Source organism: uncultured Brachyspira sp., assembly GCF_949287625.1.
GTDB lineage: Bacteria > Spirochaetota > Brachyspiria > Brachyspirales > Brachyspiraceae > Brachyspira.
Genome location: NZ_CASEGO010000113.1, coordinates 1 through 13493, shown reverse-complemented (window position 1 = coordinate 13493; position 13493 = coordinate 1). Strand labels below are relative to the sequence as shown.

Sequence of the window (13493 nt, the reverse complement as noted above, 5' to 3'; positions counted from 1 at the left end):
CTAAATAGTACTAATTATGTCTTATATGTAGAATAAATTATTAAATTTAACCTAAAATAAAGCATTTTTGCTTCTTTGTGGCACACCTGCCTACAGCACAGACAGCGTCACAAAAGAACTGGGGTTGCCGAAGGCACGCAGAGCGGGCACGACTGTGTACTTCGTAGGGCTAGTCCCCACAAATACTAAATTTAAAAATTTATTTTTTGACAAATTATAGTCGTTTAGGTATATACTAAAAATAACTATTAGAATTTAGAAATTATCCACATTATTAAAGAAAGTACTATACTTGCTATAATACTTGTCATAAGAGGAAAAGCAAAAGTAAAATTTTCTTTTTTTATTATTATATCACAGGGAAGTTTACCGAAAGGAATCTTTATATTAAGCAAAAAAAGTATGCCTATAACTATAAATATTATTCCTATAACTATAAAAATCTTAGCAAACTGAGTATTCATTATTATTCAGACATCTTTTTATTCATTTTTTCTATATCTTTATCATGCCCTGCAATAATTAATATATCTCCTTCTACCATAGGCTCATCAGGATCTGGAGTACAGTCTACAACAACCTTTTTTTCTCCCAATATACCAACAGTTTCTTTCTTTATTGCTACAACATTAATTTTATATTTCTTTCTAAGGTCAAGCTCTTTAAAATTCTTTCCAGCCAAGCCGCCATGAACAGGAAACTCTACTATAGAATGATATTCTGTCAGATCATAAAGTAAAACGGTATCCCCTACCTCAAGCTGCTCCGCTATATGTATCCCCATTGATTCTTCAGGGCTTACCAAATGCGTTATACCTATCATACTGAGTATTGCCTTATGCTTTTCATTGGAGTATCTGGCTATAATATTTTTCACATTAAGCTCTTTTAAAAGCAAAGCCGTTAATATGCTTGTCATCATATCTTCACCTATTGTAAGTATAACTGCATCAAATTTATTAATCTCAATAGCCTCTAATGCCTCTTTCTGAGTGGAATCAAGCCTCATAGCCTGAGTTACATTATTTTTTATGGCTTCTATTTCATTAATATCATTATCTATAGCAAATACTTCAATAGAAGGTTTTGTCATAAGCCTGTTGATCAAAGCCTTACCTAAAGTTCCTACACCTATAACGGCATACTGTAGCATTTTAATACCCCTATATATTATTTAATTGATTTTATTATAGAATAAATATAAAAAATTGTCAAAAAATATTTATTATAATTATCATAAAAACTATAAATAAAATAGTATATATTTTTTATATTTTGTAACTATGTAAAATTATCAATATTATATAAAAATAAATCACATTATTGTGTAATTATAATTTACTATAATCACTATATATATAAAAAAAATTTTAAAAAATATATAAAAAATAAATTTTTTTTACACTTTTTTGAAAATTATGTTATTATATAAATAAATTAATATACAGAGGATTAAAAAGTTATGAAAAAAATAATATTAATATTAAGTATTTTATCAGCATTAGTAGTTTCTTGTAACAGCAAAAATAACCCAACAAACCCTGCTTTATCAGGAGATAAACCATTAACAACTATTGTACCAAGCGATGATAAAACAGTAAGAGAAGGTACTTTATTAGCTGATTGGAACGGAAGCACTCAGTCTTTAGCCATAAATGCTTCAGTATCTGTTAATAATGCTGCTGCAGAAACTACTGCAACAGAATATAATTTATTACAAAGATTATATTCTACTACTTGGTATCAGTCTGAAGAAGATATGGATGACGGAAGATTAGAAACCGAAGAAGAGTTTGTATTCTTTAATGAAAAATCTGAAATGGTAAAAAGAGAATATGAAAACGGTATAGTAGACGGAAGAGATGATTATGCCACATTAGAATGGTTAGAAGATATTACTATACCTAATGCTCAAGCAAATAAAGATAAAAATGCATGTGTTGTAAAAAATACAGAATTCGGAAAATATGAAACTGATATGGAATATGAAGGTTACTATTTAGTAGACAGAGATACTTTATATATAGTTGACGGAGATACTCAGGATGAAGTAAAAAGAAAATTAGATGATATAATAAGCGGAAATACTCAAAGATACGCAGAAGATAAATTCGTACTTTCTACTAAATCATTAAATTAATTTATAAATAAGTCCAAAATAATATATAAAAACAGGGAGGCATAAAAACCTCCTTGTTTTTTATATAAATAGAGTTTTACTGTAATCATTTAAATTAACAATAAAAACTCTATTAAAATACAAAATAACTATTAATCATCATTATTAGCCTGATAATTTAATTTTACTAAATAGTCTATTTTATCAACAACTTTAGTAAATGGTTTTTCTACACTAATCAATGCCCTTTCAACATCATTACCGTCTTCATCTTCAATATATATATCATAATACAGCTCTTTATGATCATATTCATTTTCAAAAGTAAGCCTTATAAAGATAAAGTTGTTAATATTAATTCTATCCATCTTAGGCTCATATTCCAAGCGTTTGATTTCAGTATTTAACAATTCTTTTCCCAAATTCTCTACTATAATAGTATAAATTGATTCTAACTCTTTTCTTATATAATGAACATTGTTGTCAAACATTATAAAAACTCCATGATATTATAATTTATTATATTTACTTATTATGTAATAAATATACCAAAATAAACCAAATTGTCAAAATATTTAATATTTATCCAATATAGAAGCTACCTCTTCATCTCCCAACTCTCTTGCAATACCCGCAAGTTCTTTAGCTTTTTTATTAGCCAAATTAGGATTGGCATTATTATTAAGAAGAAGCAAAGCCGCCTCAAAATTACTATTTTCTATAGCAGTAGAAAGAGCAGTTTCTCCGTCTTTATCTATTTTATTAACATCAGCACCATTCTCAAGCAAAATATTAATAGCTTCTATTGATATTTCACGTCCTGAAAAAGCTATTAACGGGGTTATACCTGATGCATTAGCCTTATTTATATTAGTAGTTTTAGACAATATTTTTACACTTTCCACATCATTAGCTATTAAAAGAGGTGTTATTCCCTCATCAGATATCAAATTAATATCAGCCCCATTATCTGCCAAAAATGTTACTATATCAGAATTAGAGTTGTCCGCAGCAAAGAATAAAGGACTCCAGCCGTAATTATTAACAGCATTAACATCAGCATTATTCATAACTAAAAGCTCAACAACATTATAATTACTGTCATATATTCCAATGCCCTGTCTCGCCCATATATCCGTAGCATATAAAAGTGCCGTATAATTTCTTTTATTTTTTAAATTCACATCGGCATTATTTTGTATAAGAGCATTTACTAAATCAGCATACCCGTAATAAGAAGCTATCATTAATGCTGTAGTACCCTCATCAAAAGTAACGCTAAGATCATATTCAGTATCTTCAGAATTCACTATATTTGTAGTTTCTGTAAGAGTATTGTTAATATTACCAGAAGAAAGCAAATCTTTTATTATGTCAATACAAGGGCTTTCTTCATATTCAGCTAAAGCCTCTTCCAAAGGCATATCATGAACTATATTATCATCTATAATAGAATTTTCATTAGTTTGTGTATTTTTATCAGTATTAATATTAGAACCTTGAGAACATGATACTATAAACATCAAAAATAAGAGCATGATTACTTTCATAATAATCTCCGTACAGCTATTGTATACTAATATATTAACATAACTTATACATTATATCAAGAAATTATATTATACTTGTTTCATAATTAATTTTTTATTTTGTAATTTTTTATATATTTGTAAATGTATTATTAGATTTGCTTCAAAACTACTTGACATTATTAAATAAATCATATGTTTTACATGTTGTATGATTTATCATTTTAATATATAAATATGCAGTCTTTTTGCTTCTTTGTGCCACACCTGCCTACGGTACGCAGAGCGAGGCGGACAGCATCACAAAAGAAGTGGGGTTTGGCACGGCTGTGTGCTTCGCAGCAAAGCCCCATATATTAAAAACAAAATATAACTTCATTTTTGACAAAATATATTTGTTTAGGTATATATTCATTTTTTTGTATACTGAAAATTTTTAAATTTGTCAACAGCAAGCTCTCCCTCATCTTCGTTCGGGACGCTTAACGTGCAACTTACCGCACGGTATTATCTACCATTATCAAATGTCAACGCGACCGAACGAAGTGAGGAAGTACCCGAGACGAAGTCCGTCTGTGGTGAGGGTATGCGGCTGATTACCTATTATTATACTAAATAAGTAATTTACTATACATCTAAAACATATTTTATTGATTGATAAAATACCTTATATTATAAATAAATTATAATTACATTTATAAATAATTAAAATTTTATAAACTATAGTTGTTTAGGTATATACTAAAAATTCTTAAGTTTGTCAATTTTTTTGTTGTTCTTTTTCCCGCCGCAAAAAGAACCAAAAAGTGCAAGTGTAACAATAATACTAAATAGTACTAATTTATGTTTTACATGTAGAATAAATTACTAAATCTAGACTGAAATATAGCCTTTCGCTGTCGAAGGCACACAGAGCAGGTACTACTGTGTGCTTCGCAGGTCTAGTCTCCACAAATCTAAAATTTAAAAATTTATTTTTGACAAAATATATATGTTTAAGTATATACAACATATAAAACATTATATTTATAATTTAAATAATTTCATACTCAATCTTGCAAGTAATTTTCAAACTATTTAATAATTATTAAAATAGTTCTAAAACAAGTATATTTTTTAATTTTTGTAATAATAAAAAAAGGCCTGCAAAACAATGCAAGCCCTATAAAAATATTTATAATATATTATTTATTTATTCTTCCCAAAAGTTTTTCAGCAATAGCACGTCCTGTAGGAGTATTTGCAAGTCCTCCCTTAGCTGTTTCTCTAAATCTTTCGTCCATACCATCACCAACTTCTTTCATAGCAAGCACAACTTCATCAGGAGGTATTACACTCTTAAATCCTGCACAAGCAAGCTCAGCCGATACAATAGCATGAACAGCAGACATAACATTTTTACCCATACAAGGCACCTCAACAAATCCAGCCACAGGATCGCATATAAGACCAAGTACAGCTGATAATGATAAAGCAAAAGCATGAGAACATTCTTCTGGAGTACCTCCCATAATCTCAGCACAGGCTGAAGAAGCCATAGCAGCAGCACTTCCGCATTCAGCCATGCAGCCGCCGCCTGCACCTGCAAATGTAGCAACCTGAGCTATAATATCAGCAAGACCAGCTGCAGTAAACATTGATTTTACTATATCCTCTTTTTTGTATCCTCTATTTTCACATACTGTAAGTACTGCAGGCATTATTCCGCAGCTTCCTGCTGTAGGAGCTGCTATAATTTTACCCATACAGGCATTATATCCGCTAACCGCCATTGCTGCAGTTACTACCTCCCCTACAGTCTCTCCCAATATACTTTTTTTAGCTTTATAGAATTTCTCTACTATATCAACACATTCATTTTGCAAACCTGTTACAAAATTAAATTTATCTTTTTTACCGTTTTCAACAGACTCTTTCATTATATCATAATAACTAGTCATCTTATCTATTATTGCCTGTCTGTCTGTTTTTTCACTCTTAGCTTCTATATCTATTACTATATCGCTTATTTTTTTATTTTGTTCATTAGCAATAGCTACCAATGATTCTATAGATTTTATATCCATACTATATTATTCTCCGTATATATATTTTTTATTATCTAAACACTCTTTAATACAATTTATCTAAAAATACAAAATCTCTTATATTTTTTATACTTCTTATTTTTTCCTCTATCTCTTTAGATATAACATTGGTCATACCTATAACAATAATAGCATAACCCTTATTAGGACCTTCAAACTGCGGTGTTACATTCATATTTTCAATATTAATATCATTTTCAAATATAATAGAAGTAACCTTAGCAATAATACCAGGTACATCTTTGTTAACTATAGCAATAGTTGGAAAATCGCCCTTATAATGAACCTCTATACCATTTACCTTATCTAATACTATTAAACCTCCTCCAATAGATGAAGCTAGAATATTAATCTCATTACTTTCTCCTTTAGCTTCAATATAAACACTGTTAGGGTGAAAAGCATCTCTTAAAGTTGTAGGTATAAATTCATATTTGAGATTAGCCTTATCAGCAAGACTGTAACTATCTCTAAGTCTAGGATCATCTGTTTCAAAGCCTAAAAGTCCAGCCAAAATAGCCTTATCTGTACCATGACCTTTCCAAGTTAAAGCAAAAGAACCATGAAGATAAATTTTTGCTTCTTTTACATCCTCACCTAAAATTTTTTTGGCAAGTTTTCCAATACGGCAAGCTCCAGCTGTATGCGAACTTGAAGGACCTATCATTACAGGACCTATTATATCAAATAATGTAGCCATAATTTTCCTCCATTTATTTAACTATAATTTAACATATATAAACGATTTTTGTAAGACATTATTTATTTTATTAACAAAAATAATAATAAAAATAATAATTTTTTAAATATTATTTACTTTATATAGTATTTTTTTGTAATATTTATTATATTATAATATACTTAAGAATGTATAAATAAAAAATATTTAGTTTATAAAAAGTTTAAAATAATAAACTTATTTCAAGTCCCACCTTAGTTTCATACCCAAAATAACTTGAAGCCCCTCTAGGCTTACCATAACCTACTTTCAAAGCTACAGCATATCTGTAAAACTCTACCCCAAGTCCGAAATTAACAGCTGCATGCCAAGGATCTTTTATAAGTCCTAATTTATCCTTTTTATCCAAAATAGCTGCAATATTTATTCCAGTTATTAAACTGATTTGATCTTTATATAAAGGAAATCTATAGTCAAGACCTGTATGTATTCTAAATAATTGAGGACTGTTTCCAACAGCATTATAAGAAATTTCAGAACCTAAATATATACTGAAATTTTTAATATAATAATAAACTGCTATAGAACCAAATTCATAGCTGCTTCCGCTTTTTATTGAAGTATCTCCCTTAAAACCGTCTACCAAATGTGTTGACTGATGATACATTGGTATAAATCTTATTTTCATATTAATTCCAACAAGATTCTGAAGCCAAAGATCAGCAAATACCATAAACTGACCAGAAAAATCATATACATCAAATAATCCGCTGTTTCTTCCAAGTATAGATATCTCCATAGCTCCGCCCATACCTACAGAAAAATATTTATTTCTGTAAAACATTATCTCGCTTGCAAGGCGTCCCTCTACATATACTGATATTGATTTAAAATCCCAATTAGCATCTGGGGCTATAAGTGATAAATTCTTTTCTACATTAAAATTCTTTCCAAATAATATACGTCCTATAAAAGCCCTAGGATCCTGCCAGCCCATATAATATTTATCGATACTATATATACGAAAAGGATTAGTGAAAGTATAATCATCTGATAAATAATTTAGTTCATTATTATTATTTAATTCATTTTCCTGAGGGTACAAAAGTAATGCTGATATAAATAATAGCATTAATGATATAATAATCGCTTTCATTTTTATTTCTCTATTTTTATTATTTTGAATTGCTATATAATAATATAATAAAGACTTTTTAACAATATATATTTATGCAAATAAAAAGGCAATGATAAAAAATTATCACTGCCTTATATAATACTATTAATTCAATTTTTTAGGTATTCTGACATTCTTCAAAGCCTCTAATCTTTGAACTATAGCCTTTTCTACATCAAAATTACTAGGTTCTACATTATCAAAGCTATATTTACTTGCAAGCATCAAAGTCTCTTTTTCCTGAACATAGTTACGCATTCTTCTGTAAATTAAAGACATTCTAAAAAGAGATAATTTTTGTCTATATCCGTTAAGGTAAGACTGTCTGTAATAATCAATTGCAGCTGTGCCTCTGTTTCTATTACCATAATGCTCTGCTAATCTGAAATATATTCTTCCTTTTTCTTTATTTACATATGTATTTTCAGCCATAGAAATAATTTCTTTTTCTATATTGGCATAATTATTTTCATCGATTAGCTTTTCATAGATATATAAAAGACTGAAATAAGCATCTAATTTATAAGCAGGTATTGTAAGATTAGCAGCTAAATTAATAGCTTTTCTGTACTCTTCTATAGCCAAACGATAAGAAGCAGCACCGCCTTGCTCAGCAGGATTTCCGCCCTCTTTTTCATATATTAAGCCCAAAAAATAATGAGCATCGGCATTGTTAGGATAGTACATTACAGTTTTATTCATAATGTATAAAGCATAAGGAATATCGCCATTATATATGGCTCTCTTAGCTTCTCCTATATATACCCAAGCAGGTTCTAATTTGCCGTTAAATAATGAACTGTACATATTGGTATCTATTGTAACGGTTCTTACTGTATCAGCTGTTCTGTTTGGAACATTAAGCGACTGACCTTGTGCATATACATATAAAGTACTGAATACTAATATATTAAATATTAAAAATATACGTTTCATAAATAAGCTACATCAAAATAAATATTATTATATAAATACTTATCGGTATAATATAATTTTTACATTATATAATTTTTGCCTTAAATAATTAACTATTCATATACTTTTTTACTATCTCATCATCTTCCAAAGCTGTAAGTATTTCTACTCCATCTTCTTTAACAGCAACTGTATGTTCATAATGAGCTGATAATGATCCGTCTCTAGTGATAATAGTCCAATCATCATCTTCTATAAGTATGGCATGATGCCCCATATTAACCATAGGTTCTATCGCTATAACCATATTAGTTTTAAGTATAGGTCCAGTACCCTGTTTTCCTCTATTAGGTACAGCAGGCTCTTCATGCAAATTAGCTCCTACACCATGACCTTGAAACTCTCTTACTAATGAATAGCCGGCATCTTCTGCTGTTTTCTGTATGGCATAAGAAACATCACCCAAATGAACACCATTTCTAATTTGTTTAACACCATTAAAAAATGACTCCATAGTTTTATCAATAAGCCTTGAAGCCTCTTCAGATACATTACCCACTTTAAAAGTAAATGCTCTGTCCGAATGATAGCCTTTATAATATACGCCTATATCAAGACCTATTATATCTCCGTCTTTTAATATCTTCTTTTTGCTTGGTATTCCATGTATTACTTCATTATTAATAGAAGAACATATAGAACCTGGAAATGGAGGATTACCATAACCTTTAAATGAAGGTTTTGCATTATGCTTTCTTATATAATCGTACACAAATTTGTCTATTTCTTTGGTTGAAATGCCTGCCTGAACAATCTTTTCTACTTCTTTAAATACATTAGCCAATATATGACCGCTTTCACGCATTAAATTAATCTCAGCTGGAGTTTTTATTTTTATAGCCATTTTTTATATACCTTTATTATTTAAAAAATACTGCTGCTGTTTTGAGAACTGCTGTCAAAACTACTATTATCTGCAGATGATGTATTATTTTCTATATTATTATTACTTTCTAAATTAGCAGACGATGAATTATTACTGGTATCAAAAGAATTATCTTCTGATTTTACACCTGTAAATGATTCTTCAACAACTTTTGAAATATCTTTTTTCTGACCGCCTGTAATAGTCATTTCCCCCTGTATAACAGCACCTTCGCCTACATCTATTTTAGGAGCTTCTATATTTCCTAAAACTCTTCCTGTTTCTATCAATATTACTTCTCTTCTGGCATCAATATTTCCAATCAAAGTACCTGCTATTGTAATACTTTCTGTAATAATTGTACTCGTTTTTACTTTACCATTAGGTCCTATAACTAAATGACCGTCTATTTTTAATTCGCCTTCAAATTTCCCGTCTATTTGAAAAGAACCTTTAACAATAAAAGTACCTTTAAATGATGAGCCGTCTCCTATAACACTGTTTATCATATCTCTTTTTGCCATAAATTTAATCTCCTAAATATATAGTTTGATTTTATAAGATACTTATAAAAAGTCAATATCATCGATTAGTAAGCTGTTACTGTAATATTATAACATATTTTTATTATTTTTTCTATTTTTTAGGTTTACAAAAAAGCACCGTCTCGCCGCCCCAAGGAGAAAATGTCCTTATATAATACTCATAATTTTCTGTTATTTCATTTATAAATACTGGAACTTTATAAAAATCTTCCATAAAAAGTTCGCCTCCATGATAAACAGCAATAGCAAGAGAAGGTCTTAAACTTTTAATAGTATTTACTGCTCCTTTAAGTATATACAACTCAGCACCTTCAACGTCCATCTTTAAATAATCTATTCTTTCTATATTATTATTTGTTACAAATTCATCTATTGTAATAGCATTCATCTTCACAGAAGGCGTATCAGGAGTCATAGATACAAAATCAACCGTTTTACTTTTATCAGAAAAAAGAATATTTTTAAGTATAACATTATTCAATTTATATTTTTCTTTTATTGACTTTAAAGTACAAAAAGCATTTTCATCAGGCTCAAAAGCGTATATTTTGGCATTATCATTGCATCTTTTAGAAAAGAAATAAGCCGTATCTCCCTTCCAAGCTCCTATATCAAATACTATGCTGTCATCTTTTACTTCAAAAATATTTTCTACATTGTATTGTTTAAGCCCAAATATATAAAAAAGAAGAAAGTTCTCTATCTCACTTGGATATTTATATTTCTGTAAGGCAAATAATAGTCTCTTAAATCCCCAAGAAAATATATTAATAGAACCGTACTTCATACTTAATTTTATTTTTTCCTTATTATTATTAAAAGCATCTCTATAAAATGAGAGCATATATCTATACCTTACTATTTTCTTAAAAATTTCCTTTGAATAATTTTCATTAAGCATGTTATAAAAAATATTAAAATTATCTTCTTCAATCATAGCTTTTATGAAATTATCGCTCTCTTCTATTTTCTCTATTTCTTCTTTAGTGAATTTATTTTTTACTGTATTTCTACACTCTTCTAATAATTCTGCTATATCCTTCATAAAATATACCTACTAATAATATAATTAGTTTTTTGCAATATTTATTATATTTTTCAAATCAATTTTACCTTCATATATGGCTTTACCAACTATAGCCCCATTAACATTCATATCTCTCAATTTTATAATCTCTTCTTCAAAAGTAACTCCCCCTGAAGCTGTAATATTGCATGAAAGTTTTTCTCTTAACTCTTTATATATTTCTAAATTAGTACCAGATAATTTACCATCTTTTGAAATATCAGTATATATTATAGTATCAATACCCATATTATTAAGTTTAACACAAAACTCTACAGAATCTTGTCTGTTAATCTCTTTCCAGCCTTTTATTGCTATCATTCTGTCCCTTGAATCAATAGAAACAGCTATATTCTCCTTATATTTATTAATCATACTTTCTGTAAAATCAAGATTCTCAACAGCAGCAGTACCTAATATAGTTCTTTTTACACCTATATCTAAATATCTTTTTATAGTATCTTCATTTCTTATACCGCCGCCTACCTCTACAAATAAACTGCATCTTTTTATTATTTTTTCTATAGTCTTAAAATTAACTGTCTCTCCGTCGCTTGCACCGTCCAAATCAACAATATGCAAATACTCGCTTCCGCTTTCTATAAAAAAATCAAGAACTTCTAAAGGGTCTTTGAAATAAGTTGTTTTATTATTATAATCGCCTTCTACAAGTCTTACTACCTCTCCATTTTTTAAATCTATTGCTGGCAATATGTACATATTTATAAATCCCTAATTATTATTTTCTTTTATTATGATAACATTATAACATATTATATAAAAATAAAAATAATTTTACAATTTTTAATAGATAATTATATTATTCATTATATTATAATCGTAAAATCAATAATATCAAAATTCATTTTATTTTTAAAAACTCCGATATAAATACAAAATAATTTAAAGTTTGCAGGTTTTATTATGATTAAAGATTTATATATAAAAAATTTCAAAGGTTTCAGCTCTATTAAAATAGACAATATAAAAAAAATAAACTTTTTGGTTGGTAAAAATAACTCTGGTAAAACCAACCTACTTGAAGCAATAATGCTCATACTCTCACAATCACGTATAAATATTATAGAAAATATAAAAAATATAAGCAGAATTAAAGAAAATAAAACTGAAATTAAAACACTCTTTTATAATTTTGACTACAATAACAGTATAAATTTTAATTATAATAAATATGATAATACAAACTACGATATAAATATGAGCCCAATACTAAAAGATGGTAAAATACTTAATGATGATAATATAGAACTAAATTACAGCGTTATTATTACAAATGAAGATTCTGACTCCATAGAAGAAAAAAAATTAACCATTCCAAATATCAATAATACAATATACATGATGAATAGGAAAAATGAAAATATAGATAATAAAACAGAAGTATATATACCAAATATCATAGAATATCAGTCAATTAGTAATTACTTAATAGAAATTATAAAAAATAAAAATGAACAGCAATTAATAGAAATGATTTCATTTTTTAATAAAAACATAAAAGCAGTTAATGTATTAAAAAATGATATATACCTTAATATTGAAGGAATAAATGAATTAGTATTATTAAATTTAATGGGAAGCGGATTAAAAAAATATTTATCTGTAATACTTCCAATAATTATAAATAAATTCAGAACCATTTTAGCTGATGAAATAGAAAACGGACTTGATAAAGAAACTATTAGAAATTTATTAAAAAACTTATTAAAATTGAGTAAAAATAATGATACTCAGATATTTTTTACAATACAAAATATTGAAATATTAAAATTATTATCTGAAATAGTTAATGATGAATTCAATGATATAAAAGATACTGTAAACATTATAAATATAGTAAATACAGAAAATGAAGGCTTCAAGTCTTACAATTATAATACAGACAATATAAATGAGCTGATTGAAAAAATTAATTAATTATAAAAAATTAAAAATATTTCAAATTATAAAAAAGATAATATTTACTTCATATATTTAATAATATAGTATAGCTTTATTAAAAATTTAAAGTCTTTACAACGCACGTTAAACGAAATTTTAAATATAAACCAATTATAAATTATAATTTTATTTTATATATAAGATTCAGCTTACCGTGCGTAGATGAATATTTTTAAATTTAATAAACTCTTGGGTGGGTGCCCTAATTTCTAATTAGACTATAAAAATAATAAAAATTAAGATTTTAAAATAAAACAATGAAATATAAAGGGCGGGTAGTTTATAATAAATTATTAAATTTATTTTTTGCAGCAGAAACTTTAATAAAAGAGTTAATTATAAAAATCACAAAAAATCAATAATGAAGTATATAATAAATTTAAAATAATATTTGCATGGGTGCCATACATATTGCATTTAAGTATTCCTTATCTTTTTGAAGTATAACATAGGTGTATCATAATTTAAAGCTGAATGTATTCGTTTATG

General features: G+C 27.6%; 14 protein-coding genes. 2 read left to right on the top strand and 12 right to left on the bottom strand.

Annotated elements, in window-relative coordinates; all coding sequences use genetic code 11:
* Nucleotides 1-248: 248 nt before the first annotated feature.
* A complete protein-coding gene (locus Q1X91_RS13520) occupies nt 249-464 on the bottom strand; it encodes a DUF2905 domain-containing protein (RefSeq protein WP_300758618.1) in 216 nt (71 codons plus the stop codon).
* A 2-nt stretch (nt 465-466) separates the two neighbouring features.
* A complete protein-coding gene (locus tag Q1X91_RS13515; protein WP_013114515.1) occupies nt 467-1153 on the bottom strand; it encodes a TrkA family potassium uptake protein in 687 nt (228 codons plus the stop codon).
* A 309-nt stretch (nt 1154-1462) separates the two neighbouring features.
* Between Q1X91_RS13515 and Q1X91_RS13510 the strand changes: the two genes are divergently transcribed.
* Nucleotides 1463-2140: a hypothetical protein gene (locus Q1X91_RS13510; RefSeq protein ID WP_300758611.1), complete on the top strand. Its 678-nt coding sequence runs from the start codon at nt 1463-1465 to the stop codon at nt 2138-2140.
* Nucleotides 2141-2271: 131 nt separating this feature from the next.
* On the opposite strand, the gene Q1X91_RS13505 is transcribed toward Q1X91_RS13510, so the two are convergent.
* The 10 genes from Q1X91_RS13505 to hisA form a co-directional block, all read right to left on the bottom strand.
* On the bottom strand, nt 2272-2610 hold the full coding sequence (locus Q1X91_RS13505) for a hypothetical protein (RefSeq protein WP_096735771.1): 339 nt from the start codon (nt 2608-2610) through the stop codon (nt 2272-2274).
* A gap of 84 nt (nt 2611-2694) precedes the next feature.
* Entirely contained in the window at nt 2695-3669 is a 975-nt protein-coding gene (locus Q1X91_RS13500; RefSeq protein WP_300758606.1) for an ankyrin repeat domain-containing protein, read from the bottom strand.
* A gap of 1163 nt (nt 3670-4832) precedes the next feature.
* Nucleotides 4833-5714, bottom strand: coding sequence for an L-serine ammonia-lyase, iron-sulfur-dependent, subunit alpha (gene sdaAA, locus Q1X91_RS13495; RefSeq protein ID WP_300758603.1), 882 nt, complete (start codon nt 5712-5714; stop codon nt 4833-4835).
* A 46-nt stretch (nt 5715-5760) separates the two neighbouring features.
* A complete protein-coding gene (gene sdaAB, locus Q1X91_RS13490) occupies nt 5761-6435 on the bottom strand; it encodes an L-serine ammonia-lyase, iron-sulfur-dependent subunit beta (protein ID WP_300758600.1) in 675 nt (224 codons plus the stop codon).
* A gap of 202 nt (nt 6436-6637) precedes the next feature.
* On the bottom strand, nt 6638-7570 hold the full coding sequence (locus Q1X91_RS13485; RefSeq protein WP_300758598.1) for a hypothetical protein: 933 nt from the start codon (nt 7568-7570) through the stop codon (nt 6638-6640).
* 126 nt (nt 7571-7696) lie between these two features.
* Nucleotides 7697-8527 (bottom strand): hypothetical protein, encoded by an 831-nt coding sequence (locus Q1X91_RS13480; RefSeq protein WP_300758596.1) that lies wholly within the window; start codon nt 8525-8527, stop codon nt 7697-7699.
* A gap of 88 nt (nt 8528-8615) precedes the next feature.
* Entirely contained in the window at nt 8616-9410 is a 795-nt protein-coding gene (gene map / locus Q1X91_RS13475) for a type I methionyl aminopeptidase (RefSeq protein ID WP_300758593.1), read from the bottom strand.
* A 20-nt stretch (nt 9411-9430) separates the two neighbouring features.
* Nucleotides 9431-9955: a polymer-forming cytoskeletal protein gene (locus Q1X91_RS13470; protein ID WP_300758590.1), complete on the bottom strand. Its 525-nt coding sequence runs from the start codon at nt 9953-9955 to the stop codon at nt 9431-9433.
* A gap of 112 nt (nt 9956-10067) precedes the next feature.
* Nucleotides 10068-11021, bottom strand: a complete 954-nt coding sequence (locus tag Q1X91_RS13465) for an FkbM family methyltransferase (protein ID WP_300758587.1) — start codon at nt 11019-11021, stop codon at nt 10068-10070.
* A 24-nt stretch (nt 11022-11045) separates the two neighbouring features.
* On the bottom strand, nt 11046-11762 hold the full coding sequence (gene hisA / locus Q1X91_RS13460; protein WP_300758584.1) for a 1-(5-phosphoribosyl)-5-[(5-phosphoribosylamino)methylideneamino]imidazole-4-carboxamide isomerase: 717 nt from the start codon (nt 11760-11762) through the stop codon (nt 11046-11048).
* Nucleotides 11763-11966: 204 nt separating this feature from the next.
* On the opposite strand from hisA, the gene Q1X91_RS13455 reads away from it, so the two are divergent.
* Nucleotides 11967-12980, top strand: coding sequence for an AAA family ATPase (locus Q1X91_RS13455; protein WP_300758581.1), 1014 nt, complete (start codon nt 11967-11969; stop codon nt 12978-12980).
* Nucleotides 12981-13493: the final 513 nt, after the last annotated feature.